The 26821-nt window shown below is 70.0% G+C and carries 20 protein-coding genes; 10 read left to right on the top strand and 10 right to left on the bottom strand.

What is annotated here, in order from left to right; genetic code table 11:
- Positions 1-2: 2 nt before the first annotated feature.
- Together NR810_RS13835 and speD are read right to left on the bottom strand one after the other, a co-directional pair.
- Positions 3-1901 (bottom strand): DUF4178 domain-containing protein, encoded by a 1899-nt coding sequence (locus tag NR810_RS13835; protein WP_257452650.1) that lies wholly within the window; start codon positions 1899-1901, stop codon positions 3-5.
- Positions 1898-2275 (bottom strand): adenosylmethionine decarboxylase, encoded by a 378-nt coding sequence (gene speD / locus NR810_RS13830; protein ID WP_343213362.1) that lies wholly within the window; start codon positions 2273-2275, stop codon positions 1898-1900. Before speD ends, NR810_RS13835 begins: the two co-directional genes overlap by 4 nt.
- Positions 2276-2347: 72 nt before the next feature.
- On the opposite strand from speD, the gene NR810_RS13825 reads away from it, so the two are divergent.
- Positions 2348-3379, top strand: a complete 1032-nt coding sequence (locus tag NR810_RS13825) for an alpha/beta hydrolase family protein (protein ID WP_257452648.1) — start codon at positions 2348-2350, stop codon at positions 3377-3379.
- Here the strand turns inward: NR810_RS13825 and NR810_RS13820 are convergent.
- Genes NR810_RS13820 through NR810_RS13810 form a run of 3 tightly spaced genes read right to left on the bottom strand, consistent with a single transcriptional unit; the run spans position 3365 to position 8485 of the window.
- Complete coding sequence (locus NR810_RS13820; RefSeq protein ID WP_257452646.1) at positions 3365-3820, bottom strand: SitI3 family protein; 456 nt, start codon at positions 3818-3820, stop codon at positions 3365-3367. The genes NR810_RS13825 and NR810_RS13820 overlap by 15 nt on opposite strands.
- Before the next feature lie 25 nt (positions 3821-3845).
- Positions 3846-5240, bottom strand: a complete 1395-nt coding sequence (gene sitA5 / locus NR810_RS13815) for a SitA5 family polymorphic toxin (RefSeq protein ID WP_456062029.1) — start codon at positions 5238-5240, stop codon at positions 3846-3848.
- Positions 5241-5287: 47 nt separating this feature from the next.
- Complete coding sequence (locus NR810_RS13810) at positions 5288-8485, bottom strand: CHAT domain-containing protein (RefSeq protein WP_257452640.1); 3198 nt, start codon at positions 8483-8485, stop codon at positions 5288-5290.
- Positions 8486-8709: 224 nt separating this feature from the next.
- On the opposite strand from NR810_RS13810, the gene NR810_RS13805 reads away from it, so the two are divergent.
- The 3 genes from NR810_RS13805 to NR810_RS13795 all read left to right on the top strand — a co-directional run bounded on the left by NR810_RS13805 (position 8710) and on the right by NR810_RS13795 (position 10702).
- Entirely contained in the window at positions 8710-9480 is a 771-nt protein-coding gene (locus NR810_RS13805; protein ID WP_257452638.1) for a peptidylprolyl isomerase, read from the top strand.
- An 11-nt stretch (positions 9481-9491) separates the two neighbouring features.
- Positions 9492-10217 carry an alpha/beta hydrolase gene (locus NR810_RS13800; RefSeq protein WP_257452635.1) on the top strand — a complete coding sequence of 242 codons (726 nt, stop codon included), beginning with the start codon at positions 9492-9494 and terminating at the stop codon, positions 10215-10217.
- 71 nt (positions 10218-10288) lie between these two features.
- Positions 10289-10702: a secondary thiamine-phosphate synthase enzyme YjbQ gene (locus tag NR810_RS13795; protein WP_257452633.1), complete on the top strand. Its 414-nt coding sequence runs from the start codon at positions 10289-10291 to the stop codon at positions 10700-10702.
- A gap of 73 nt (positions 10703-10775) precedes the next feature.
- Here NR810_RS13795 and NR810_RS13790 read toward each other — a convergent pair whose 3' ends face one another.
- The 3 genes from NR810_RS13790 to NR810_RS13780 are packed head-to-tail and all read right to left on the bottom strand — an operon-like array spanning position 10776 to position 13965.
- The gene (locus tag NR810_RS13790; RefSeq protein ID WP_257452621.1) at positions 10776-12113 is read right to left on the bottom strand and encodes a sigma-54-dependent transcriptional regulator; all 1338 of its coding nucleotides are present in this window, start codon (positions 12111-12113) and stop codon (positions 10776-10778) included.
- The gene (locus NR810_RS13785; protein WP_407653785.1) at positions 12110-13450 is read right to left on the bottom strand and encodes an ATP-binding protein; all 1341 of its coding nucleotides are present in this window, start codon (positions 13448-13450) and stop codon (positions 12110-12112) included. Before NR810_RS13785 ends, NR810_RS13790 begins: the two co-directional genes overlap by 4 nt.
- A gap of 50 nt (positions 13451-13500) precedes the next feature.
- Positions 13501-13965 carry a hypothetical protein gene (locus NR810_RS13780; RefSeq protein ID WP_257452617.1) on the bottom strand — a complete coding sequence of 155 codons (465 nt, stop codon included), beginning with the start codon at positions 13963-13965 and terminating at the stop codon, positions 13501-13503.
- 283 nt (positions 13966-14248) lie between these two features.
- Between NR810_RS13780 and NR810_RS13775 the strand changes: the two genes are divergently transcribed.
- A complete protein-coding gene (locus NR810_RS13775) occupies positions 14249-14512 on the top strand; it encodes a hypothetical protein (RefSeq protein WP_257452615.1) in 264 nt (87 codons plus the stop codon).
- 122 nt (positions 14513-14634) lie between these two features.
- Here the strand turns inward: NR810_RS13775 and NR810_RS13770 are convergent, their stop codons facing one another.
- Entirely contained in the window at positions 14635-16815 is a 2181-nt protein-coding gene (locus NR810_RS13770; protein WP_257452612.1) for a PAS domain-containing sensor histidine kinase, read from the bottom strand.
- 225 nt (positions 16816-17040) lie between these two features.
- Between NR810_RS13770 and NR810_RS13765 the strand changes: the two genes are divergently transcribed.
- Positions 17041-18006: a hypothetical protein gene (locus NR810_RS13765; RefSeq protein ID WP_257452610.1), complete on the top strand. Its 966-nt coding sequence runs from the start codon at positions 17041-17043 to the stop codon at positions 18004-18006.
- A gap of 100 nt (positions 18007-18106) precedes the next feature.
- Positions 18107-18919: a formylglycine-generating enzyme family protein gene (locus NR810_RS13760; RefSeq protein WP_257452608.1), complete on the top strand. Its 813-nt coding sequence runs from the start codon at positions 18107-18109 to the stop codon at positions 18917-18919.
- Here NR810_RS13760 and NR810_RS13755 read toward each other — a convergent pair.
- Positions 18897-19346, bottom strand: a complete 450-nt coding sequence (locus tag NR810_RS13755; RefSeq protein WP_257452606.1) for an RsbRD N-terminal domain-containing protein — start codon at positions 19344-19346, stop codon at positions 18897-18899. The two genes, NR810_RS13760 and NR810_RS13755, sit on opposite strands and share 23 nt — an antisense overlap.
- A 141-nt stretch (positions 19347-19487) precedes the next feature.
- Here NR810_RS13755 and NR810_RS13750 point away from each other — a divergent pair, with 141 nt between their 5' ends.
- The 3 genes from NR810_RS13750 (at position 19488) to NR810_RS13740 (ending at position 26815) form a co-directional block, all read left to right on the top strand.
- Positions 19488-21065 carry a RecQ family ATP-dependent DNA helicase gene (locus tag NR810_RS13750; RefSeq protein ID WP_257452604.1) on the top strand — a complete coding sequence of 526 codons (1578 nt, stop codon included), beginning with the start codon at positions 19488-19490 and terminating at the stop codon, positions 21063-21065.
- Positions 21066-21162: 97 nt separating this feature from the next.
- Positions 21163-22971 carry a serine/threonine-protein kinase gene (locus NR810_RS13745; RefSeq protein ID WP_257452602.1) on the top strand — a complete coding sequence of 603 codons (1809 nt, stop codon included), beginning with the start codon at positions 21163-21165 and terminating at the stop codon, positions 22969-22971.
- Between the two features lie 67 nt (positions 22972-23038).
- The gene (locus NR810_RS13740; protein WP_257452600.1) at positions 23039-26815 is read left to right on the top strand and encodes a DUF3857 domain-containing protein; all 3777 of its coding nucleotides are present in this window, start codon (positions 23039-23041) and stop codon (positions 26813-26815) included.
- The last annotated feature ends 6 nt before the right edge of the window (positions 26816-26821 follow it).

The raw sequence follows: 26821 nt of genomic DNA, 5'->3' as shown, positions 1-26821 counted from the left end.
CCTCAATCATCCGAGCCGGAGCCCAGGTTGCTCTCCGCCCAGCGCGCGGACTCGAAGCTGGAGGAGCGGAAGAACGCGAACAGGGGCCCCAGGAGCAACAACACCAGCGAGACGCAGAACCAGGAGGCGCGCGGGGCGTCACTGACGAGCGTCACCCGGTAGCTCTGCCCCCTCGCCATTCCGTCGAAGAACGCCGTGGTGCGCAGCGTGTAGCGCCCCGGCTTCACCGCGGACAGGTACTCGTCCTCCTCCTTGCTGCCATCGGACCACGTGCCGTCCGAGTCCGACCCGTAGTAGTAGCCCACCTCGTCGTAGAAGGAGATGACCTCGCCACTCTCCTCGTTCACCAGGTCGCCCTGGACGCCGAGCCAGGAGTTGCCCACCGGGGAGAACAGCTCGGCGCGCACGTTACCCCGCTTGTGGATGTCGAAGGGCTTGCTGAAGTGCACGGCCGAGGGCGTGCCGGATTGTGCGTCCGGATCCAGCCTCACCTCCTGCACCAGCACCGTCTCCCTGGCGGCCAGCACATTGACCAGGAGGAAGATGGCGAGCAGCGCCACGCCCCAGACGCCCGTCCACGTCCACAGGGACGCGCTCGAGTGCGGGTTGGGCTGGCTGGGGGCGATGCCGTGGGGCGCCGGCAGGGGCTCCTTCAGCTGGAAGGCGTCCCGCACCGTGTCGGGCGGCAGGTACTCGCCGCGCGTGTACGTCACCTCGTTCTCGGTGTGGTCCACGTTCACCGAGTACGGCGGCGCCACGTACTCCTCGGCCTCCGCGGACTCGCCCGCCTGGACCTCCCAGTAGAACTCGCCCAGCACGGTCTCGGTGACGGCCGTCACGGACTGGAAGGCCCGGTAGCGCCGGCCCTCCAGGTGCGCGGCGGTGCCCTGGGCCACCGCCACGTCGCCCGCGTCCAGCGGCTCGAGGAACACCCAATGCCCGTTGGAGTTCATCAGCCAGGTGAAGCCGCGCCCCCGGTTGAAGAGGAGGTACTCCTCCCACGGGTAGCGCACACCCTCCACCGTGCACGAGCGCACCAGGAAGCCGATGCACACCCACTCGGCACCCTTCAGCTTGCCCCTGGCGCCCAGGGGAATCAGGGGCGCGTGGTCCGGCTTCTCCAGCAGTTGGAGGAAGGCCAGCCGGCCCTGGCTCGCGTCCAGTAGCGCGCCGCAGAAGGGACAGGCCACGCGCTTCGTCTGGTCCGGAGCGCGCAGCTCCAGCGGGCCGTTGCAGTTGGTGCAGCGCGCCTGCTGCAGCGCCACCTTCCGCACCCGGGGCCGGAGCTGGTCCGGCGGGATGCCCAACTCCTCCAGCTTCAGCTTCCTGCCGATGAAGACCTCGGGGTCGCTCGCCCCGGTGCCGAAGTCCAGCGTGGCGAAGACGCCGCTCCCTCCCGTGGCGTCCACGTAGTGGCTGTCCGCGCTCGGGTCCACGTCGTTGGGGAGCTGCCCCGCGGCGGCCACCACTCGGCCGTGCCCCCGCTCCTCCACCACGAGCCGCTTGCCTCGCAGGCTGAAGCGGTGGCCGGGCGTGAAGTCCTCGAGTGACAGGCCCGCCTCGGTGCCGACGGACGTCAGGAGGTGGAAGGCGCCCTCGGACTCGGAGAGCCAGCCGGTGCGCCCGTCGTCGAACTCCACGTACCACTCGTCCCAGGGGCCCGCGCCGTGGTCCTTCTGGAGGTGGCCCACCAGCCGGTAGCCGTCACGGCCGATGCGGCCCTCCACGTTGAGCTGCAGGGGCGAGTCGGTGTCGACGATGGCGCCAATCTTCCCGTGCGCCTCGAGCCGGATGCCCTTCTTCGCCACCACCGTCTGGCAGTGGCCACACACCACCACCAGCGCGGTGCCAGCGGTGAACTCGATGGGAGCCCCACAGGAGGGGCAGTTGCCCTGCGTCACGCCTCCACCCCCCGAGGCAGCTCACGGACGCGGCAGGAGGCCGCGCCCAGGTGCCGCGCCAGCAGCGCCTCGAAGTCCGGGCGCGAGCGGGGGCGGCAGCAGTAGACGTTGAGCGCGGCGAAGCCATGCTCCGGGAAGGTGTGGACGGCCAGGTGGCTCTCCGCGAGCAGCGCGAGCCCGGTGACGCCACCCGGCTCCGGGAAGACGTGCCACTGCGGCTGGCCCACCACCTTCAGCTCCAGCAGCACGATGAGCTCCTCGAAAAGGGCCGCGAGCGCACGCGCATCCTTCAGGCGCTCCGCCAGGCACCCGCTCGCATCCACCAGCCACTCCTGTCCGGTCGTCAGCGTCCTTCCTCCGCGTGGAACACCCACCTTCTACCACGACCTCCCCTCCGAGCCACCCGGGGGAAAGGAAGGGCCGGGCCCTGGTAGGCTCGGGGCCGTATGGCTCGGAAGGACTTCATTCCCGTCGCCCCCCCTCCCCCACCCGAGGGGGAGAACCCCGCCCCCAACACCCTCCGGACGCCCGAGACGGGCGCGGTGGCCCGGCTGCTGCGCTCGCTGCGAGGACTGCCCGAGGCCCGGCGCGAGTACGGCCCGGGCTGCGCGGGAATGGCCGGCTGGTTCAAGGCGGAGACGGCGCCGCCCACGGACGTGACGGCCCGCTTCCGCGAGGTGCACCGGCGCGTGCGCGAGGGCGAGCCGGTGCTGCCGGACGAGGCCAGGCGCCACCTGTACCTGCTGGTGAAGGGGATGCTGGGGGACGAGGTGCCCGGCTACCTGGAGGACAACCAGCGGCGCCTGGAGAAGCGGGGCCTGGAGACGCGCGAGGTGGCGGTGGACACCGAGGGGCGGCTCACGGACAACGTGGAGGTGGTGCGCGACGCGCTGCTGGACGCCATCCACTTCGGCCGCACGGTGGTACTGGTGGGGCACAGCAAGGGGGGTGTGGAGGCGATGAGCACGCTGGCGCTCTACCCGGAGCTGCGCCGGCACGTCCGCGCGATGGTGGCGTTGCAAGCGCCCTTCGGTGGCTCGGTCATCGCCAACGACCTGGTGGCGGCACCGTCGCTGCGGCGGCTGCTGGACGTGACGTTTCCCTCGATCTTCCAAGGGGACGCGGCCTCGGTGGAGGACCTGTCGTACGCGAAGCGGATGGAGTTCGTGCGGCGCCACCCCTACCCGGCGGACGTGCCCACGGTGGCGCTGGCGACATCGAGGCTGTCGCGGCGCTCGTTGATGAGGCCGCTGTGCGCCTACGTGAACGAGCGCTACGGCTGGGCGTGCGACGGGCTGGTGAACGCGGTGGACGCGGAGGTGCCGGGCTCGCGCGTGGTGCGGCTGGACGACATGGACCACGCCGAGGCCGCCCTCACGGGCCTGCCCGGCTTCTCCAACTACTACCCGGGCGACATCACCGAGACGATGGTGGCCCTCGCGCTGGAGTCGCCGCCGCGAGGGCTACAGCAGGGGTGAGGGCAGGGGGCGCTTCTCATGAGGGAGCTGGATTTCGTTCTCCAATTGGAGTCCCTTCGTCCAGTTCCCATAGTCCGCGTTCAACACCAACTCGCCCGCGAGTCGTTGAAGGATGATGCGCTCTCCGTTGAAGAGCAGGACCCCGTCCCGGCCGTGCTCCAGCAGGAGCATCGTCGCACGCAGCATGACCCGGTGACCTTCTTCGTACTGGTCGCTATTGGAGTCGAGCCGGAAGATCACGAGCACATCGGGCCTGAAGTGAAACCCTTCCTCGATGATCTCACGCCCGGTATTCGAGGGTTCCGATAAATCAATCCAAAGAGCGGAACCTCGCAATGACCTTTCGTTACCCCATGGCAGACCGAGTCGTTCCGCGAGCAGTCGCAGCGCCTGGGTGGGCCCCAAATCCGTGGATAGCTCAAGACCATACTCCAACCCCATGACGAGCCCTTCCGCTGTAATGGCATCACGGGAAAAGCCGTATGACTTTCCCGCCCCTGATAACGAGCACCGCCTTCAATCCAGGAATCGGCCAGTCCTCGAGTTGTTTCCTCATGAGGCCAAGCGCGACGCCACTGTCATCGAGGTTGAGGATGATGCGCTCTGCTTGTCCGGGTTCGACTTTGAACTTCCAGATGTGGTCGGCGATATTACGAGCACGTGAAGAAGTCGGCGCGTAGCAGTCATAATACTCCCCGTCCACCTTGTAATCTGGCTTCTTGCCGTTGGGCTTGGGCACGGGATTCTGCTCCACATGGTAGCCGTTGTCCGCGAGAATCCGTGCCGATTCATTCTTCCGTTCAATCGCCTTGATGTTGACCGGATCGTCATCATTGGGCTCGGGCCGGGTAGGTCGCCCCGTCAAGCTGCCCTGGGAGCTCGAGCCCGCACGCGAGCCCGGTCCCTGGGCTGTCATGGCAACCGCATGTGGCGCGAACGCGATGGTGAAGGAGCCCTCGGCGGACACGGCGACGGAACGCACCTCGCCCAGCGCCGCCATCCGGAAGCCCGCCTGTGTCTCCGCCAGCACCGCGGCCTGAGAGTAGCCGGGCAACCCCGGTCCCTTCGTCGCCAGTCCCGTCGTGTTTCCAATGGCCGCCGTCGCCAGCAGCACGAAGGCCCGTGCCGCGTGCCGCCCCATCACCTTGCCGTACCGCTCGCCTGCATCCCGCAGTTCCTCGAAGGTCGTGGCCCGGTCCACATCCCCCACGAGCCTTACCCAGCCCCCAATGAGACCCCGCACCGTGTCGATGCCCAGGTAGGCGATGAGCCCGGCCGTCAACGTAGCCGCGAGGGTCTTCGAAACTGGCTCCGGCAGTACCCAGAGCATCATGTACATGGTCATGGCGGAAACGATCGTCGCGCGCACCGCCTCCGGGTCCGCCAGTTCCGCCAGCGCGGCCTTCGCCTCGTTCCACACCACGTCCGTGGCGATGGCCATCGCCAGCGTGTACCGCCCATCCACATCGAACGTGGGGTTATCCTTCAGCAGCGAAAGGCAGTCCCCCCGGTGATGCCCACGCTGACGGCACCAGCGTCCGTAACCACTCGTCAGCGCATCCGCCCCGGTCGAGTCCAGTGAGGGCCCGCGCGCTTCCGGGAAACCGGGAACCAGGCTCCGCCCCATCCACTCCAGATACACATCCTGCCGCCAGGACTCGAACATCAACTCCCGGGCGTGTCGCAGTGGGCGCGCCTCAGGCCGCACGTCCCGGACCAGCTCCGCCAGCGCGGCCTCGAGCTCGCCCTCTCGAAGCCTCACGGATTCCTGGCCACCTCGTGAAACATGGACGAACGGCCTGCCGTGTCCCGAGTCCAGATGCACGGCGTGAGTGGTGGTGCCACAACCCGAGAGCAGCACCAGCACCACGGCCGTCAAGGTCAGTCTCGCGTGAGCACGGCCGCGCCTCACGCCGCGGCCACACCCGCGGCACCCGCCACGGCCACCTGCGGCAGCCGCGCCATCACGTCCCCCACGAAGACGTAGGAGAGATACGTGGGGGACTCGTGCGCCTCCTCCTCACGCAGGCTCCGGAGCGCCTCGCCCATGGTCATCCCGTTCTTCCAATGCTTCACCAGTTTCGCCGCCACGGCTCGCGCGTGCGCGTCCTGCACGGGCCAGAGCGGCGCGATGAAGCCGGAGAAGCGCTCACTCACGAAGGCCTCGGCCCACCCGCCCACACCGCCCAGCATGTCCGTGGCCGCTCCCACCTCACAGGCATTGAAGAGGACGAGCGGCCGGAACTTGCGCCCGAGCACCACCTGGGGATTGCGGATCTCGAGCGTCTCCAGCTTGCCGTCCTCCAGGTAGATACAGGAGGGCGTCACCGCGTTCCCGCTGTACTTGCCGTGCCCGGCGAAGTGCAGCAGTCCCACGGCGTTGAACTGGCCTTCCTTCAGCACGCTCAGCACCCGCTTGCGGCTACCAGGTACACGGATCGCATTGAAGTCCTCCATGAGCTGCCGTGACTCCTCCTGCGCCCCGGGCAACGGAGCCAGATGCGAGTGGTACTGGTAATCCGGAGCGATGGTGAGGATCTCCCCCTTTGGCAGGCGCGCCGTCAGCGACGTCTGGTAGTCGAGGAACCAGCGCGCCACCGGGTGCTGCACGCACAGCAACCCCGCCTCCGGCACGTCCGAGGGCGCCATCAGCTCCCAGGGAACATACGGGTCATCGGTGATGAACTGGATGGGGAAACCCTTGCCGTACTGCCGGCGCAGCGCGCGAAACGTCTCCTGGAAGGCGGCCGGCGTCCGCTCATAGAGCAGCTTCCCGAGCCCGAGGAACCAATCGTAGTGCTCGCCGGGCCGCTGCTCGCGGGCGGCGTTGGCCACGCTCTGGAAGAGGGCCGCCGGATCCGAGCCCAGATCCACCTCGCCCGAGAGCCGGGACGGCAGCTCCTCGCAGTCCACCGGGACCTGGAGCATCCAGTACAAGCGCCGCGGGTTGCTCTTGTCCAGACGGTGGATCTGCACCGTCAGGTGGGGCTTCTCGGCATCCACTTCGATGGCGAACGAGCTTCGTCCCTTGAGGTCCTGCTCCCCACCGCGCGAGGCCGCTCCCGAGGAGGACGTGGAGGTGGACGGTCCCGGCAGACCGGCTCCACCGGGCTCGATCGGGATGACCCGGCGGGCCGCGCCGCAGAAGCGTCCCCCGTACTCGAAGGTGGCCACGACGGTGAGCTCTCCGTCCGCGTTCGGATTCACGGTGCCGGACAGCGTGGTGGCGATCGACTTCTTGTTGCGCTGCACCATCACCACGCCCGTGTCACTCCCCGGCTCGAACGTCAGCTCCGAGCACAGCAGGCGGACCTTGATGGGCAGCTCCCTCCAGTCCGCGGGGAGATTGGAGACGGTGAGGCCCGCGGACTCCGTGTCCGGATCCAACGGGCCCAGCAGCAGGTCCACCGACAACCGAAGGAGCTGCCCCGGACGCGCGGGATCCAGCGGCTTCACCGCGGGATGGCGGACGATGGTCTGTCCCTCGTCTCGTGGCGCGGACAAGGACATGGGAGTCCAGGGGGTGTCGTCCGAGCGATCACGCTCCCCGGCCACTGGAACGACCCAGGACTTCAGGTCTGGCAGGAACTCGTCCAGGGAAGGATCGGACATCAACGGCTGCGCGCTCGTCACGGGCGGCCAGGAACGCCGGGGAGAGCGCTCGTCGCCCCCGCCCGTCCCAGGCTTGGACAGCTCACTCTCACCCGGGAAGACGGCGAAGACGTTGGCCACGGGAATGACCTCGGGTCCGCCCTTCACGATGACGCGGTACATGCCCGGCGGCAGTGCAGGCAGCGTCCCCTCGTGCAGGCCATCCTTCCCGGGCTTCAGCTCCACCTGGAACGACTGCTGCGTGTCCGCGTTCGTCACGAAGGCCTTGAGCGAGACCGGCTCCTCCGAGGGCCGCACACGCACCGTCACGGGCTCGTCGTGCGCGTACGCGTCCTCGATGAACAACGAGAGGCTCCGGGGTGTCAGCGACATACCCGAGGACGAGCGGAACGCGTTCAGGTCGATCCGCTGGCCCTTGAGCACACCCTCCACATGGGCGAGCACCTCGAAGGCATTCTGCAGCGAGGCGTGAGACGTGGAGTTGAACATGGCGCTCGCGTGGGCGCGCTCCTCCACCGGCATGGCGGACACGTGCGGCACGGTGCTGTCTCCGCCCAGGTCCTGGCCACCCGGCAGGGTGTAGAGCATCTCCAGCCCCTTGGGTCCCAGCTTCGCGCCCTGCAGCGTGGGCTGGAAGGTGCCCACCACGGGGTGCAGGGAGTAGCCGCGCTCGAGGTACTTGGAACTCTTGGAGTTGGACTCCACGGCGGCGAGGATCTCCCGCTGGAAGGCGAGCCCCGCCGCGGCCCGGACCGGGTCGAGGTTGGGGATGCCCTTCGCCTCACCCGGCCGGGCGAGGCTCCCATCCGGCATCTGCACGCACGGGTAGATGGGCAGCAACTGGTACGCCGAGGGCAGCGAGCGCACCATCGCGGACAGGTCCAGGAGCTTGAACGGCCCGAAGTCCTTGCGGAACCCCAGCGAGAGCGCCTGCAGGGCCATGAGCGAGCCGCGGTGGGGCGTGCCGAAGGTGATGAGGGCGCGGGTGTCCTCCCAGCCACCGAGGCACTCGAGGAAGTAGCGCGCGACGAGGCCTCCCATGGAGTGCCCCACGAGGATGAGGCGCGCGTCGGGGGAACCGCCGCGGGACTTGCGCCACTGGTAGAGCCAGCCCTGGGCCTCGTGGGCGAGCCGCTTCGCGGTGATGCGGATGTCGCGCCGCCAGTCATAGGGGAACGTGAAGAAGTTGGCGCCGGGGATGAGGTTGAGCCGGCTCTCCAGCGTGCGGGCCACCTGGGTGTAGCCGTCGATCTTCCAGAAGCCGGGCAGCAGCTGCACATCGGGGATGAGCTTCGTCGCCCTCACGCCGTCATCGGCGAACTCGCCGCCACTGTCGGACTTCAGCTCGAGCGACTCCACGCTGCCACCGCGGCTCACCAGCGCGCGAAGGAACGCTCCACCCGACAGGCCCCAGATCTCCTTCCCGCCCCGCTCCAGCACGCTGCCGAGAAGACCCGGCAGCAGAACGACGACATCCTTGATGACGGTGGCCATTGCTTCCTCCAGAAGGAGCACCCCCGGCTCTCGTCGCGCGAGGGCCTGGAGAGCTGACGATTCCCAGGATTCTACGGTTCCCTTCCGACCTCCCGTGAGGCACCGAAGGTGCGGGACTGAACGCTCCGGGCAGGCGTGCGAGCTTCTGAACAGCAGTTCAGCCCGCATCATTCTCCGCTCGCTCGGGTTGCGAGCCTTCATTCGCTCTGTAGGATGCCCGCCCCATGCGCACCCGAATGCTGAAGATTGGACTCCTCGTTCTCTCCCTGGCCGCCTGCTCCAAGGACAAGGACAAGCAGGCCGAGGGCAAGGCCACCACGGGCACGACGCCCCAGGCGACGCAGACCGCTCCGAGCAACACGGGCACCCAGGCCGCCGAGCAGAAGGCGCCCCACGGCGCCAGCGCCGCGCCCCGCAGCCGGCCTCCGGCGGAGAACCCCGGGCCCTGGCAGAAGAAGGCGCTGGCGGGTCAGGAGATGTTCGCCACCTTCGAGACGAGCGAGGGCAACATCGTGGTGAAGCTCTTCTCGAAGGACGCACCGCTCACGGTGGCGAACTTCGTGGGACTGGCGACCGGTGAGCAGACGTGGAAGGACCCGAAGTCGGGCGAGGTGAAGCAGGGCACGCCGCTGTACCAGAACGTCATCTTCCACCGGGTCATCCCGGGCTTCATGATCCAAGGCGGAGATCCGCTGGGCATGGGCTCGGGCACGCCGGGCTACAACTTCGAGGACGAGTTCCAGAGTGGCCGGTCGTTCGACAAGCCGGGCCTGCTGGCGATGGCGAACCGGGGTCCGGAGACGAATGGGAGCCAGTTCTTCATCACGGTGTCGACGCCGCAGCACCTGAACAACCGGCACACCATCTTCGGAGAGGTGGTGAAGGGCTACGACGTGGTGGAGAAGATCTCCACGGTGCCGACGGCCCAGGCGAACCGGCCGGTGAAGGAAGTGGTGCTCAAGAAGGTGTCGCTCAGCGACGAGCAGCCGCAGTAGTGGAGCCAACGATGCGAAGGGTGAGCACGCGCCTGGGCGAGCTGGACTGCCAGGTGCTCGACGCGATTCCCGAGGGAGCGGCCCCGGAGCTGGCGGTGGTGCTGTGCCACGGCTTCGGGGCGCCGGCGACGGACCTGGTGCCGCTGGCCCAGGAGCTGGTGGAGCTGAAGCCGGAGCTGGCGCCGAAGGTGCGGTTCGTGTTTCCGGCGGCGCCGCTGTCGCTCGGGGTGATGGGGATGCCATTCGCTCGGGCGTGGTTCCACCTGCCCCAGGAGGTGCTGATGGGGCGGGAGCGGGACTGGGACCTGTTCGCGGTCTCGACGCCCGAGGGGCTGGCGCAGGCGAGGCGAGGGCTGATGAGCCTGCTGTCGGCGCTGTCAGCGGCGACGAAGCTGCCCTACGGGCGGATCGTCCTGGGGGGCTTCAGCCAGGGCGGGATGGTGACGACGGACGTGGCGCTGCGGCTGGAGGAGGCACCGGCGGGGTTGTGCATCCTGTCGGGGACGCTGATCTGCCAGGCGGAGTGGAAGCAGCGGGCGGAGAAGCGCAAGGGGCTGCCGGTGCTGCAGAGCCACGGGCGCTACGACGACATCCTGGCGTTCCACCAGGCGGAGCGGCTGAACAAGCTGCTGACGGACGCGGGGCTGTCGGTGGAGCTCGTGCCCTTCAACGGGCCGCACACCATCGCGCCGGAAGTGCTGGAGCGGATGGCGGAGTTCCTGCACGACCGTCTGTGAGCGAAGCAATCCCCTCTCCCTCTGGGAGAGGGCCAGGGTGAGGGTCAACCCCGGACCCGAGGAGTCGAGCCATGTACCACGCGAAACAACTGACGGTGGCGACGTGGGGCCGGGGCTTCCACGACATCACGGACGAGGTGCAGCGGGCGGTGGCGGAGAGTGGAGCGACGGAAGGCCTGTGCACGGTCTTCCTGCACCACACGAGCGCGTCACTGCTGCTGTGCGAGAACGCGGATCCGGACGTGCGAAAGGACCTGGAGGCCTTCTTCTCGAGGCTGGTGAAGGACGGAGACCCGCTCTTCCGTCACGACGCGGAGGGACCGGACGACATGCCGGCGCACATCCGGACGGTGCTGACGCAGAACTCGCTGAGCGTGCCCATCCAGGGAGGACACGCGAGCCTGGGGACATGGCAGGGAATCTACGTGTGGGAGCACCGGACGGCCCCGCACCACCGCCGGGTCACCATCTCCGTATTGAGCTGAGTCCCACCCACCACCCCTCTCCCTCCGGGAGAGGGACGGGGTGAGGGTACCCGTCCGTGCTCCAACCCGAGCCCTACTCCGCCGGCTCGTGGGCCTCGAGCAACTTGTAGAGCGTCTTCCTGTCCACATCGAGCAGTCGCGCGGCCTCGCTCTTGTTGCCGCCCACATGCTGGAGCACATGGGCCGCATAACGCCGTGACAGCTCGGCGAGGCTCGGCATGTCCCCGGCAAGCCCGCTCAGCTTCTTCGGCCCGTCGCCGATGGGCTCGGGGAAATCCTGCGGCCCCAGCACGCCGGTCACATTCAGCGCGAGCGCCCGGGCCACCACGTTCTCCAACTGCCGGACATTGCCGGGCCAGTCGTACGCGGTGAGCCGCGTCATGACGTCACTCGTCACCACGGGAGCCACGCCCCCCCGTGCGTGCAACGAGGCGAAGTGCTCGACCAGGGCCGGGATGTCCTCGCGGCGCTCGCGCAGGGGAGGCAGGTGCAGGTGCACCACGTCCAACCGGTAGAGCAGATCCTCGCGAAACAGTCCCTCGGCGACACGCTCCTTCAAGTCCTTGTTGGTCGCGGCCACGACGCGGACGTCCACCTTCACCGGGGCGCTCTCGCCGACGCGGCGGATCTCCCCCTCCTGGAGCGCGCGCAGCAACTGCGCCTGCACCTTGGGCCCGACATCACCAATCTCATCGAGGAACAGCGTGCCACCATGGGCCTCCTCGAAGAGACCGCGGCGGGCGCCAGCGGCCCCGGTGAACGAGCCGCGGGCATGGCCGAACAGCTCGCTCTCCATGAGGGACTCGGCGATGGCGCCACAGTCCACGGGGATGAACGCGCCCTGGGAGCGGGGCGAGCGCCGGTGCAGCGCGCGGGCCACCATCTCCTTGCCCGTGCCCGTCTCTCCGGTGATGAGCACCGGCACCGAGGTGGCGGCCGCGCGGGCCACCTGCTTGTACACCTCGAGCAGGGCCGGGCTGCGGCCCACCATGGCGCCGCGCTCCACCTGCTTGCGCAGCGAGCGGTTCTCCTCCACCAGCCGCTTCTGCTCCAGGGCCCGCCGGGCGACGCGCACGATGGCGTCGACGTCGAAGGGCTTGGACAGGTAGTCGAAGGCGCCCTGCTGGATGCTGTCCAGCGCGCCCTCGATGTTGCCAAAGGCCGTCACGACGATGACGGGCGTGTCCGGCAGCTGCGCGCGGACCTCGTGCAGTACGGTGAGCCCATCGCCCGCGTTGGGCATGGCCATGTCGGTGAGGACGAGGTCGAACGGCCCATCCTCCGCGAGGCGCGCGGTGGCCTCCTTCGGATCCGCGGCCTGGTTCACCTCGCCCAGCATGCCGAGCAGGCGCTTCAACAAGTCCCGTGCGTGGGGATCATCATCGACGACGAGGATGCGGGCAGGGCTCATGTACCGACTCCGCGAACAGGGGGCGCGACCGCGTCCGCGAGGGGGAAGCGGACCATGACGCGTGTACCCGAGCCCGGCTCCGAACGCACCAACAGCGTGCCGCCATGGGCATCCACCAGCCGTTTGGTGGTGGCCAGACCGAGCCCGTGCCCGGGACGGCCGCGGGCCTCCGGGGCCCGGAAGAAGGGCTGGAAGAGCTTCGCCTGCGTCTCCGCGCTCATGCCGATGCCGTTGTCGACCACCTCCAGCACCGCCTCGCCGCCCTCGCGTGCCACCTTCACGCGGACGCGCGCATCGGGCTGGCCCGCCGTGTACTTCACCGCGTTGGACAGCAGGTTCTGCGCGATGAGCTGCAACAGCTGCGAGGGGCACGACACCTTCACACCGGACTCCAGCTCGCGCTCCAGCGCCACGCCCTGCGCGGCGGCCGTCTGGCTCACCTCCAACAGCAGTGTGGTGACGGCGGTATCCAGCTCGCCTACCGTCGGCTCGCCCCGGGTGCCGGCGCGGCAGAAGCGCAGCAGCGCCTCGATGAGCTCGCCCATGCGCACCGCGCTGGACTCGCACAGCGAGATGAGCTCCAGCGCCTGCGGCTCCTTCACCGCCCCCGAGCGGCGCAGCAGCGTCAGGTAACCCTTGAGCGGCGACAGCGGCCCCATCAGGTCGTGCGCCACGCGCCGGGTGAAGGCATCCAACTCCTGGTTGCGCCGGTCCAGCTCCTCCATCTGCTCCTGGATGGTGCGCTCCTGGCGCCTGAGCACGGAGGTGATCTGCCAGCCCACCGCCAGCGACACGAGCACCGCCAGCAGCGTCACCAGCCCGCCGTACGCGAGGTTGCGCACGCGCAGCGAGGCCAGGTGCGCCAGCAGCAGCCGCGCCTCGTCCGCGTTCTCCCGCGCGAGCTGCCCCGCCAGGCCGTCGATCTCCTCGGCCAGCGGACGCACCTGCTCCACCAGATGGTGCCGGGCCTGCTCGGACTCCTGGCGATGGGAGAAACCCGCCGCGGCCCGCACCTGCTCGGCCAGCCGCGTACAGGCCATGTTGAAGCGCTGCCACACCACGAGCGTGTCGTCCCTGGGCAGGTTGCGCGTGTAGGCCTTGGTGGCCTCGCGGATGTCCTCGAGGATGTCCTCCATCACCTCGTCCGCGTCCCGGCGCTGCTGGTCATCCGTGGCGCGGATGTGGGCCTCGATGGCGGACTCCAGCGACAGGGCATCCACCCGGATGCGGCCGATGAGACCGGCCCGGTCCATCGCCTCCTGGACGCGCTCGGCCACCTGATGGCTGGTGCGCACCTCCGTCCACAGCGTGAAGGCGGCCACCCCCGACAGCAGCATCACCGCGAACAGGAAGCCGACACGGTAGCCGCGAATGGATGCGCGGGTACTCACGGGGTGGCGTCAGCGGCTGACTGCTGCGGCTGTGGCGGTGGCTGCGCGGGAGGAGCCGGCGCGCCCTGCTGCGGCTGACTGCGCCGCTTCGCCCGCGAGAGCGCCGCCTGGTACCACACGTCCTCCAGCTCCTCCTGGAGCGCCGTCAGCTCGCGCTGCCGCGTCACCAGCTGCGCGTTGTGCTCCGCCAGCGAGTGCCGCTCCGCCGTCGCGCGGCCCAGCTCCTCCTCCAACAGGCGGTTGAGCTGCGCGGCCTCGGCCCGCTCCTGAGCGACCACCTCCAGTGCGCTCTCCACCCGGGCGAGCCGCATCGCCAGCTCCTCCGCGCGCGCTCGCTCCTCCTGATACCGTGCCTGCCATCGCTCCACCTCCACCGACAGCAGAGGCTGGGAGCGTACCTGAGGGGTCGCGCACCCTACCCACAACCCACCCATCCACACCGCGATGAAGAGGTACCGCATACCTTCGCTCCCGTCCTCCGCACGCGCGCCATGCACGTCCGGGCCAGACCGGGCTCTACCGTCACCGGCTGACATGGGAGCATCCTCAAGACGCGGCGTGTCGTCAAAGACCGGCGAAGGTTTCTGGGGAGGGTGCCCCCAGGCCGGGCAGGCGCCATGGGGAGAATCTCCGCAGTCCGGTGAGTGCTTCCCTCTGAACGAACGGTGGCACGGCGAGTGCTCCGTATCGGAATCGCAACGCCGCAATGACGCGACGTTTCGTTGCTGCCCGGAGAATTCCACCATGAAGAACCTCTTCGCCGCCATCGTCCTGTCCGCCTCCGTCACCGCGTTTGCCTCCGAGCCCGCCAAGGCCGAGGCCGCCCCGGCCGCCGCTCCCGCCGCTGCCCCCGCCGCCGCTCCCGCAGCTGCCCCTGCCGCCGAGATGAAGGCCGAGGCGAAGCCGGAGGCCGCCAAGGCCGAGGCGAAGCCGGAGGCCAAGAAGGCCGAGAAGAAGGCCTCCAAGAAGGCCGAGAAGAAGGCCGAGACCGCCGCCGAGACCAAGTAGTCCTTCCGCTTCGTCTCGAAGCTTCGGTGAGGGCGCTCCCCGCGAAGGGGGCGCCCTCGTCGTTTTCGAAGGTCCGGTGTGCCGCCAGCGGCTGGCCGTCCCCTGGGCGAGCGGGCGAGCGTTCAGGGCGCGCCGGGCGTCCGCGGCAGGGGCAGTTCCACGGTGAAGGTCGCGCCCTGGCCGGGAGTGCTCTCGGCGGAGATCGTCCCCTCCAGGGCCTGGAGGATCTGCTGCGTCACGAAGAGCCCCAGCCCCAGCCCGCCATAGTGCCGCTCCGACACGCCCCGCTCGAACTTGTGGAAGATGCGGGGCAGCATGTGCGGCTCGATGCCGATGCCGTGGTCCCGCACCACCAGGCGGGCCTGGGTCCCAGCGGTCTGGACGCGGAGGGACACGGGGCGGCCCGCTCCATATTTGATGGCGTTGGAGAGCAGGTTGGAGACCACCTGCTCCAGCCGCAGCCGATCCCACTGGCCCACCACCGACCCATCCACCTCCAATGTGACGGAGCAGCCCGCGCGCTCCGCCTGTGACTGGAAGCGGGAGACGACCTCGCGCACCAGCGCGGCCAGGTCCACCACCTCTGCCTCGATGCGAAGCTGGCCCGAGCTGATGCGCGTCACATCCAGCAGGCCCTCCACCAACTCCGCCAGCTTGCGCACCTGACGGAGGCTCACCTCCAGGTGCCCGAGCATGCGCTGGAAGATGGGTGAGTCGCGCTGCGCCCTGACCTCGCGCACGAGCAGTTGCAGCTTGAGCGCCAGGGGCGTGAGGGGCGTCTTCAGCTCGTGGCTGGCGACGGAGAGGAACTCGTCGCGCAGCCGCACCGCGCGCTGTGCATCCCGGTAGAGCCGTGCGTTGTCCAGCGAGAGCGCGGCACGCCGGGCGAGATCCTCCGCGGTCGCGAGCTCCACCGCGCCGTAGCGCCGCCCGGAGCGCACGGTGAAGATGAAGGTGAGGACGCCCAGGGTGCGCCCACGGGCCACCAGGGGGACGGCCATCAGGGACACGGGGCGGACGGCGGCCATCATCCGGGCATGCGCCTCGCCGTGCGCATGCGAGGGGAGACTCTCGGGGGGCATTTCCGGCAGCAACACCGACCGCCCCTCGAGCAGCGCCGTCGTCGGGGGGTGGTGGGGGTTACCATCCGGCCGGGCCGGGAAGCCACGGGCCTGCTCGGCCAGGGGGGCATCGGAGGCATCCGCCACCGACACCTCCACCCGGCGCACCGAGCCGTCCTCCTCCACCACGTCCACCATGCACCAGTCGGCCAGCGTGGGGACGGCGAGCCGCGCCAGGGTGGAGAGCGTCGTCGTGTAGTCCAGGGAGGAGGCCAGCGTCGTGCCCGTCTCCGCCAGGAAGCTCAACAGCTCCTCGCGCCGGCGCCGCTCGGTGATGTCGATGACCGAGCCGATGTAGCCGAGGAACTCCCCGCCCGGCCCGAAGCGGGGAGCCGCCGCGTCGATGGCCCAACGGTACTCGCCGTCCGCTCGACGCAGCCGGTAGTCCAGCCGGAAGGGCTCGCGCCGTGCATGGGCGTCGAGGAAGATGGCCTGCGCGGGCCCGGCGTCCTCGGGGTGGACGGCGTTCAACCACCCGAAGCCCAGCCCCATCTCCTCCGTCTGACCGGTGAAGTCGTACCATTGCCGGTTGAGGTAGGTGCACATGCCCTGCGTATCCGTCACCCACATCATCACCGGCGCGTGGTCCGCCATGTTGCGGAAGCGCGCCTCGCTCTCCTGGAGGGCCCGCTCGGCGGCCTTGCGCTCGCCCAGATCCATGAGCGTCACCAGCACCCGGTCCGCCCGCCCCGCAACCGCGTCCCAGGCGAAGCTGAAGAGCACCTCGAGGCGCTGACCATCCAGCGTCCGCACGACGGATTCGGCCTGCAAGAAGGGGCGGCCCTCGAGCAGCGCGGCCAGCTCTTCGGTGAACACCGACAGGGTCTCCGGCAGGAAGACACGGTGCAGCGAGCCGAACAGCTCCTCCTGACTGGAGGCACGGAACATCCGCAGCGTGGCGTCGTTGACGCTCACCACCCGGACCCGCTCCAACGCCTGGTGGATGAAGTCCGGATGCGCGGCGCAGTGCGCGCGCACGTCCCGGATGCCCTGGCTCCGTAGCGCCTCCAGCACCCGCGAGAAGTCCTCCTCCCAGATGGAGACCCCCACCGCCTGGATGATGTGGCGGGCGTGCGCCTCGCGCTCCTCGAGCTCCGCGATGCGGCGCAGCAGCCGGGTCCGCTCCTCCCCGGAGTCCTTGCCTCGCCTCCCGTGGGGGCTCTTCCTGGACGCTTTCGGCATGGAGCTCCGGGTAGTTCCCCCCGCCACGTCGCCGCGAAAGGCAAGGGGAACATGCTAGGCGCAACCCACGAAGGCGTTCCAGGAATTCGCCCGGCTGTATCAGCGCCGAACACACGGACCATTGGGAGGGAGATGCACCCCGGGTGTGTGGGCGCGAGCACCCGGGAGCCATCACGAAAAGTCGGAGGACCCAGTAGACTGGTCATCACCCCCAGGTGCCCCCCCATGAAGATCGAGCCGGGCAACAAGCCCCGAGTGCCCACCCCCGCGCCCAAGCCCACCTCCCCCACGGCTCCGGCCGAGGCCCGCAAGCCCATTCCCCTCCAGGATGGCTTCGACAACGGCTCGGCCCGCTCCAGCACCACCACCCCCTCGCGCCCCTCGGCCAGCGGAGTGGCGGTGGTGGGTGGGACGGCGGCCACCGGCGGCACGGGCCCCGCCCTGCCCCAGGCCGCGCTCGACAGGCTCGGTGACGCGGACAAGGCACGGCTCCACGAGCTGGCCCGGGGCAACCTGGGCCCTGACGCCCAGACGAACCTCGGCAAGGTGGTGGACGCGTCCGGCTTCCAGCACCTTGACGCCGAGCAGCAGGCCCTGGCGCTGCACACCTTCCTGACCGCGCCGCCCTCCTCCCCCACCTCCACCGGCCACCTCACCGCGCTGCTCGGCGGTGCCGGCTTCCAGTCGCTCTCCCCGGCCGGCAAGGCCCAGGCGCTGGACGTCTTCCGCCAGACCTCCGTCGACGGACGCAAGCACCTGGTGGACCTGAGCCACCGCTCCCTCAACGGCCGCACCGCCCTGCTGGACACAGACGAGGACGGCCACTCGCTCCTGTCCAACCTGCATGGCATGGCCACCGGGCAGTTGGAGCCCTCGCTGGCCGCCCACGGCATCCACCGCGAGGACCTGCTCTGCTCCGTCATGCGGGAGGCCGCCAGCCCGGGGCAGCTCGCCGCGCATGACGCGCTCTGCCAACGCAACCCGGCCGAGTACGTCCGCATCATGCGGGGCCTCACCGCTCCCTCCGGGCAGGTTCGGCTGCGCAACGGGGACACCCTGAGCCGCGAGCCCGACAGCATCCCCTTCCACTCCGCCACCCAGCGCAGCTCCTCCGAGCGCCTCTTCGAGGCGGCCGCGAGGCACTGCGCCACCGACCCCAGCACGGGCACGGACAAGAGCCTGTTCTCCTAGCGGGAGCAGCGCGTCATTCCGCTCCAGAGCACCGAGGACTTCAAACGTCATGTCCGTCGGTGCTATCTCCCGAATTGAGTAGACGCGGAGGCCGACACACGTGCTGATCGACATTCCGGGAGGCCGTTTCCGCATGGGCCTCGAGCCGGAGCAGGAGTCCTCGCTCCGCTCGCTTGGAGGGAGGCGCAGCGCCTTCCCCTTCCACCTGGAGAAGCCCGCCCACGAGGTGACGGTCCCCCCGTTCCGCATCGCCCGCGCCCCCGTGACGAACGCGGAGTTCGCCGCCTTCGTCGAGGCCGGCGGGTACCAGCAGGACATGTATTGGAAGACGCTGCTGGAGGAGAAGGATCTGGAGGGTGCCCGCGCGCGCCAGGGCTTCGTGGACCAGACGGGCCGGCCCGGGCCGCTCACCTGGAGGGACGGGAAGCCGCCCGCGGGCAAGGAGCTGCACCCGGTGCACGGCGTGAGCTGGTACGAGGCCCATGCGTACTGCGCCTTCAGGAGCCTGCGGCTGCCCACCGAGGCGGAGTGGGAGTTCGCCGCGCGAGGCACGGACGGACGGCTCTACCCGTGGGGCAACGAGTTCGACCCGACCCGGTGCGCCCATGGTGGCCGCCCGCGCCCGGACACCGTGCCGGTGGAAGACCTGGCCGAGGGCCGCAGCCCCTTTGGCGTGCTGCACATGTCCGGCAACGTGGCCGAGTGGGTGGAGGACCGCTTCCAGCCCTACCCGGGCTCGGCGGCGCAGGACGTGGGGACACTCGACCGGACGGTGCGCAACGACTTCTACCGGGGCACTCCGGAGACGCTGCGCGCCACCGTGCGCACGCCGCACAGGCCCACGGACCGCTTCCCGGGGCTGGGCTTCCGCTGCGCCAGCGAGGTCCAGCTCAAGGGCCTGGAGATCCGCTGAGCTGGTGCTCGCGCTCGTGCATACGAAGGAAGTGGGCGACCGCATCGGCGAGGGCCCGGTTGAAGCACTGCTCGAGGATCCGGACCTCCTCCACGCGAATCAGTCCGTGCCCCGCCTCTTCCACGAGGTCGAGGATGCAGTCCTGCAGGGAACCGTATTCGCGCACGACGGCGGAGAGATCGAACCCCGTGCGGAAGCGCTGCTCGCCGTGCTCCCACCCCAGGGGGGCCACCCGATGCGTCTTGGGCGCCTCGCCCTCTTCCTCCCGATGGAGGGCGGCGATCACCTCCCGCAGGAAGTCCGGGATGTGATTCGCCAGCTCCGGCTCGGACAGGGGACCGGGGGCATGATGCAGCCGGACCTGCTCCAACCAACGCTGGAAGAGCCGCGCGTGGTGGGCCTCCATCAAATCCGCGACGCTGAACATGGGACGCCCTCCTGGGAGTACGTTGGTGCTGGCGCGGCATCCTGTCCCGACGCCCGGCTGCTCACCTGACAGCCTGACCCGTTCTGGAGTCCAATCCGGCTCCCGGGGGAGGAGGCGGTCCCCTAGCTTGATGTACTCACCATGAGCACTCCCGGCGAACGGAACGAGACAGACGCGGAGCAGGGGTTCCAGCGGCCTCGCTGGAAGGAGTTCGCGGCCGAGGCCCGGTCCCGCTTCGGCGTGGAGGAGTTCCGGCCCGGCCAGCGGGAGATCATCGAGGCGCTGCTGGAGGGCAGGGACGTGCTGGGGGTGATGCCCACCGGCGCGGGCAAGTCGCTGTGCTTCCAGCTCCCCGCCCTCTTCCTGCCGAAGGCCACCGTCGTCGTCTCGCCGCTGCTGGCGCTGATGCAGGACCAGCACGAGAAGCTCTCGGAGGCGGCGGTGGACGTGGTGAAGCTGGACTCCACGCTCACCGCGCGCGAGGCGGATGCGGTGGCCCGGGAGGTCCGCCGCGGCGAGCATGAGATCATCTACGTGACGCCCGAGCAGTTGGAGAAGCCGGAGCGGCTGGAGGCACTGCGCAAGGCGGGCGTCTCCCTCTTCGTGGTGGACGAGGCCCACTGCGTCTCCCAGTGGGGGCACGACTTCCGGCCGGCGTTCCTCACGATTCGCGATGCCGTGCGGCAGCTCGGCCGCCCGCCCATCCTCGCGCTGACGGCCACGGCCACCCCCCAGGTGCGCGAGGACGTGCTCGAGCAGCTGGGGATGAAGGACGCCCGGGTCTTCGACACCGGCATCCGGCGCGACAACCTCTTCCTCGAGGTGGCCCGCACGGTGAACCCCGAGGCCAAAAGGGCGCGGGTGATGAAGCTGCTCCAGGAGGAGCGGGGCACCGGCATCATCTACACCGCCACGGTGAAGAAGGCCGAGGAGGTGTTCAAGTGGCTCGAGGACGCCGGCATCGAGGCGGGCCGCTACCACGGGAAGATGAAGGCCTCCGAGCGCGAGGAGGTGCAGCGGCGCTTCATGGAGAACGGCTACCGGCTCATCGTGGCCACCAAGGCGTTCGGCCTGGGCATCGACAAGCCGGACATCCGCTTCGTGGTGCACTGGCAGTTCCCGGACTCGCTGGAGAGCTACTACCAGGAGGCGGGACGCGCGGGCCGGGACGGCGAGCCGGCGCGGGGCGTGCTCCTCTACCGGTTGGAGGACCGGCGCATCCAGGTCTACTTCCTCGGGGGCAAGTACCCCCGGCGCGAGGAGTCCCAGGCGCTCTACTCGGTGCTGCGCGAGCTGTGGGCCCACCGGCGGGGCAAGCCCGTGTCCTTGAAGGTGCTGACGGAGGCCTCGGGCCTGCCGGCCAACCGGGTGAAGGTGCTGGTGGCACAGCTGGCCGGAGCGGGCATCATCGAGCGCGGCTCACGCGGGCTGAAGCAGCTGCGCGACTTCGAGAGCCCCGAGGAGCTGGGCGAGTACCTCACCGCCTACGAGAAGCGCCACCAGAGCGACCGGGAGCGCCTCCAACAGATGATGCGCTACGGACAGACCACCGGGTGCCGCTGGGGCTTCATCAGCGGGTACTTCGGCGAGCCGGAGCACGCCGGGTGTCAGCACTGTGACAACTGCCGTGAACGGGCCGAGGGGCACTTCGACGCAGCCAGCCCCACACGCATCGCCACCCCGCCCGCCCCCGCGGCGGCCCCCAACGGTCCGGTATAGGTGGAAAACAACACCCCAGAGGCACTCGCCAGGCCTGTAGCGATATGGCTCAGGCTGTACGCCCGGAAGCGGAGGGTTCTGCTACCCTGACGCCGCTTTGTCATCGCTCGACTCGACCGCCATCAGCCGGACGCACGCGCCGGATCTCATCCCCGGCTATCGCCTGGAGAAACTCGTCGGTAGCGGAGGGATGGGAGAGGTCCACAAGGCCATCCAGCTGTCCCTCAACCGCACCGTGGCCATCAAGCTGCTCAGCCAGCAGCTCGCCCAGGACGAGAGCTTCGTCGCCCGCTTCCAGAAGGAGGCCGCGGCGCTCGCCACGCTCCACCACCCCAACATCGTCTCCATCGTCGACAAGGGCAGCACCCCGTCGACGTACTACCTGGTGATGGAGTTCGTGGACGGGGCCTCCCTGCGCGAGCGGATGCGCGCGCCCCAGGAGGATCCGCTTGAGACGGTGCGGACGATGGTGCAGATCTGCCGGGCCATCGAGTACGCGCACGGCCGGGGCGTCATCCACCGCGACCTCAAGCCGGAGAACATCCTCTTCGACGATCAGGCCGGCGGCATCCCCAAGGTGACGGACTTCGGCCTGGCCTCCTTCCTCGAGGACACCAGCACGCGCTTCGCCCTCACCAGCACGCACGTGGCCATGGGGACGCTGTCCTATATGGCGCCCGAGCAGAAGGTGGACGCCAAGAACGCCGACGAGCGCGCGGACATCTTCGCGCTGGGTCTCATCTTCTACGAGATGCTCGTGGGCGAGCTGCCCGCGGGCAGCTTCGATCCGCCCTCGCACCGCAAGGCCGGGGTGGACCCGAGGCTGGACGGCATCATCGCGCGCTGCATCAAGCAGAGCCCGTCGGACCGCTACGCGAGCGTCTCGGAGCTGCTCGCGGACCTGCAGCCGCTGGCGCCCCAGTACACCACCGTGAGGCCGGGGAAGCTCGGCAAGATGCAGCGCCTGAAGCTGGCGGTGCGGCGCGCGGTGCGCGTCTGCCTCCAGGTGGTGGCCACGCTGTTGGTGCTGACGGCGATGGGGGTGCTGACCTGGTTCTATCTGATCAACCAGGACAAGCGTGTGCCCATGGTACCGGGCGCCGCGCTCACCGCGGATCTGGGCCCCCCCTCCGCGCAGCAGATGGCCGGAAAGGTGGACACCCGGGGTGACGAGCGCAGCGCGAGCCTGGGCGAAGGGTCGGACCTGCCCTCGCTCCTGGTGTCCGGCCGGTTGCTCGACACGAAGAGCCGGGCGCTCATCTTCCCACCCCTGGAGGACAGCCAGTCGCGCGTGGGCATCGCGAAGCTCGACGTGGTCGGGCTCGAGGGCAATGACGCCCGCCTCTCCGCCCGGGTGAGCGCGGAGAGCCCGGAGTCCACGTTCGTGACGCGCCTGCGCGCCACGCTCTTCGGCCCGCCTCCGGAGCCGGAGGCCGCGCTGCTGCTGGTGGGCAGCACGGGCCGCTACGTGGCCCTCGTCTACAACGGGGAGGGAGGACCCCTCCGGCTCGACTGGAGCCTGGGCGAGCGCCGGGGCTCCATGCTGGGCTTCGACTCCCCTCCGAGCCCCGCGGAGCTCTGGCTGGAGGTGGATGAAGAGGGCGTCCTGAAGGCCTTCGCGGGCTCCAGGAAGAACGAGAAGCGGTTGATCGCCGAGCCGCTCCACCTCGGGCCCGAGTGGGTGGCGGAGTTCGGAGACATCGTCCCCAAGCCCTCCTTCGGCTGCATCGAGGGCACCTGCCGCGCCGAGAACTTCTCCTTCCAGGTCTCGCGCAAGGAAGTGGAGCCCGAGGCCGTCGCCGCCGCCCCCAGGCCCGCCCCGGCGCCCGCGAAGGTGGCCCCGGCGCCCGCCAAGCGGCCGGCCACGAAGGCGGCCCCACCGTCCAAGGGTAAGCGCTCGAAGTAACCAGGACACATCTCCTCGAAGAGGGATGTGGCCCAAGCGGGTGCTTTGAATTATCCCTGTGCGCTCCATGCGCACGCTCACCCGCGGACTCACCGCGCTCCTGCTCGTCGCCGGCCTCCTGGCCGGCTGTGCCCACACCTCCTCTCCCACCGAGGTCCTCGAAAGAGCCGCCACGGCGGCGCGCAATGGTGGCGGCGAAGCGCGGACGTTGGCGCTCGCCGGCTTCCATGCGTGGCTGGTGACGGGAGACCCGGCCGCGGCCCAGGGCCGCTTCGACGAGGCGCTGGCCAAGGACCCGGCCGACCCCTACGGCCTCTATGGCCAGTACCTGCTCGCGCGCCGCGCCGCGCAGCCCCGCCGCGCGCTCGACGCCGCGCTGGCCGTGACGACCCGCGCGCCACGCCACCCGCTCGCGGTGCCCTCCGCGCGCTACCTGCTGGACATGGTGGGCATCTCTCCCGCGCTGGATGACGTCATCCTCACGGGTACGCAGACGGCGCTCGAGGCCGGTGCCACGGGCGAGGCCGCCCAGTTGTTGCGCGCCTGCCGGGTGGCCGTGCTCGGCATCCGGGACGACCGGGCCGCCCAGGCCAGCGCGCTCAAGGACATGGGCGCGGCGGACACGGCCACGCTGCTGGGGCCCTTCTCGCCCTGGCACATGCTCGCCTTCGACGAGCCCACCCCGCCGGAGAAGGACGGCTCGCTGGCGGGTCCCTTCACCGGCCCCTTCGGCCCGCTCGTGCCGCGCACCCTGCGCGCGCCGGACAGCCGGCTGGACGTGGCGGGCGAGCCGTCCACGGGCGATGTGTACCTGATGGTCGTGGACGCGGAGGTGGCCGAGGCGGGCGCCTACGTGGTCCGCGCCGTCACCGCCTCCTCGCACAAGGTGATGGTGGATGGCGCGCCCCTGGTGGAGCGCCGCGCCTTCGCGCGAGCCAGCTCCACGGTGACCGCGCGCGCCATCCAGCTCGCGGCGGGCCGGCACCGCATCCTCATCAAGCTGCTGAAGGACGAGCGCCCGGCCAACGTCTCCTTCGCCCTGGCCCGAGTGGACGGGCGCCCGTCGGCCATCCGCTACACCCCGGCCACCGGCCCGGCGCCCACCTCGTGGGGCTCGGCGCCCCGGGAGACCGAGGCGGAGCTCGTCTACCCCGACGCGGAGGACCTGGCCGCCGCGCTCGCGGACGAGGCCGGCCCGCTGCTGGGGGACTTCATCGCGGTGCGTGACGGGATGGGGAGGGATCCGGACGGGGCCTGGCGGCTGATGACGCGCCTGCAGAAGGCCGCGCAGACGGCCGCCGTGCTCTCGCTGCGCGCCGAGCTGGCCGCGCAGGACCGCTCCATCCCCTCCAAGGTGGCGCGTGGCCGCGCGACGAGGGACCTGGAGACGGCGCTGGCGAAGGACGCGGGCGACGTGGCCGCGCTGCTGCTGCGAGCCGAGCTGACCCTCAACGATGGGCAGGCGGCCTCGGCGCTGGAGACCCTCAAGACGGCGCGTGCCGCGGCGAAGACGCCCGGCTGGCCGGTGGAGCTGCTGGAGGCGCGCGCGGCGCTGGCGCTGGGAGTGGACAACCAGGTGGAGGAGAGCCTGGCGGCGGCGTTGAAGCAGCAGCCCGGCCTGTGCGAGGCGCAGACGCTGCGCTACGGGCTGGCGCGGCGCCGTGACGCGGTGTCCCGCGCGGACGAGTTGGTGGGTGCGCTGGCGGGCTGCCCGGGAGCGATCGCCCGAGCCGCCGAGCACGCGCGGATGCGGGGAGACATGGCCCGCACCGCCGAGCTGTACCAGGAGCAGCTCACGCGCAACCCGGGAGACGTGAGCACGGGCGTGGCGCTGGCGAACGCGTACGTGGCGCTGCGCCGCTTCGACGAGGCGGCGGCCACGCTGCGGGCGCTCAGTGCGCTCTGGCCGCGCAACCCGAGGCCGCTGGAGAAGCTGGCGGACACGCGCGAGCTGGCGGGCGACGCGGCCGGGGCGCTGGCGCTGCGTGAGCAGGCCCTGGCACTGGACGGGAGCAACCTGTCGCTGCGCCGCACCGTGGTGCGCGCGAAGACGGGACAGGAGCTGTTGCAGGCGCACGCCATCGACGGCCGTCAGGCCATCAAGGACTACGAGGCCAGTCCCGGCCCCGAGGAGAGCGCCGCCGCCTACGTGCTGGACGCGGCGGCCACGCAGGTCTACGCGGACGGCTCGCAGGTCACCCGCATCCACAGCATCCAGAAAGCGCTGGAGCAGAGCGGCGTGCAGGAGATCGCCGAGGTGAACCTGCCCGCGGGCGCGCAGGTGCTGGCGCTGCGGACGATCAAGGCGGACGGGACGGTGCTGGAACCGGAGAGCATCGAGGGCAAGGAAACGGTCAGCCTGCCGGGTGTGCAGGTGGGGGACTACGTGGAGGTGGAGTACCTGCTGGCGGAGTCGTCGCGAGGGCCAGCACAGCCGGGCTTCAAGGCGTCCGACTTCTACTTCCAGATCGCCAACATGCCGGACCACCGGGCCACCTACACGGTGGTGGCGCCCAAGGGGACGGGCATGAAGGTGGACGCGCACAACATGAAGGTGCCGCCGCCGGTGGTGAAGGGGGACGAGGAGATCTTCACCTACGAGGTGAGGAGGGTCCCGCCCTTCATCCCCGAGCCGGACAGCCCGCCATCGAGCAAGGAGTACCTGCCGTTCGTGGCGGTGGGCGCGGGCACCACGGGGAATGACCGGTTGGTGGCGGTGTACTCGGACGCCTTCCTGGACCGGGGAGCGATCAACTGGGAGGTGGAGGCGTTCGCGAAGGAGGCGGCCGGAGACAAGAAGGGGCTGGAGGCGGCGAAGGCGCTGTACGCGGCGGTGATGAAGCGCTTCAGCGGCCGGGACGCGGGGCTGACGCAGTCGGCGGCGGCGTCGGTGGCGCAGGACCGGGGCAGCCGGCTGTGGATGATGAAGGCGGGACTGGAGGCGCTGGGGATTCCGACGCGCGTGGTGGTGGTGCGCACCTTCTCGGCGGATCCAGCGGAGTACCTGTTCCCCGAGGAGTCGCTGCTGCCGTACGTGGCGTTGAGGGCGGAGGTGCCGGGGACGGGGCCGGTGTGGCTGGACACCGCCACACGGTACGCGCCCTTTGGCGAGCTGCCCGAGACGGCGCTGGGCGAGCGGGACGCGTACCTGCTGCCCGAGCCGGGACGCGCGCTGGAGAAGGTGAAGACGCCGGCGCTGACGCAACAGGCCGGCAAGCAGGTGAAGCTGGCGCTGGAGCTGGGGACGGACGGGCAGCTGGTGGGCAAGGGCGAGGAGGTGTACAGCGGCTTCCAGGCGGCGCAACTGGCGGAGGCCTTCGAGGCCATCTCCGGGGACCGGCGGCGACAGGCGCTGCAGGGCGCGGTGGGCCGCTACTTCGGAGGGGCGGAGCTGACGGACCTGAAGCTGGAGCGCACGGAGGAGGTAGGAGCGCCCTTCACGGTGCGCTACGCGTTCAAGGCGTCGAACTTCGCGCGGGTGGACAGGGACAGGGTGGTGCTACCGCCGATCACCATGCCGTCGATGCTGGGGAGGCAGTACGTGCAGCTCAGCACGCGCGGCACGCCGCTGTACCTGGAGAGCACGGATGCGAGCCGGGTGCAGGTGACGCTGACGATGCCGCAGGGCTACCGGCTGACGGACCCACAGGCGCAGCTGAAGGTGGAGAGCCCATTCGGGAGGCTGTCGCGCACGGAGAAGCAGGAAGGCCGTGCGCTCACCATCGAGGAGACGCTGCGGGTGGAGCGGGCGCGGGTGCCGGTGAAGAAGTACGAGGACTTCGCCCACTTCGCGGGCCAGGTGGACCTCATCCAGTCGAGGGACCTGGTCCTGGAGAAGAAGTAGCCGTGT

This window comes from Archangium lipolyticum, assembly GCF_024623785.1.
Taxonomy (GTDB): domain Bacteria; phylum Myxococcota; class Myxococcia; order Myxococcales; family Myxococcaceae; genus Archangium; species Archangium lipolyticum.
The sequence above is the reverse complement of the archived record's forward strand: the minus strand, read 5'-3'. Positions and strand labels throughout refer to the sequence as shown.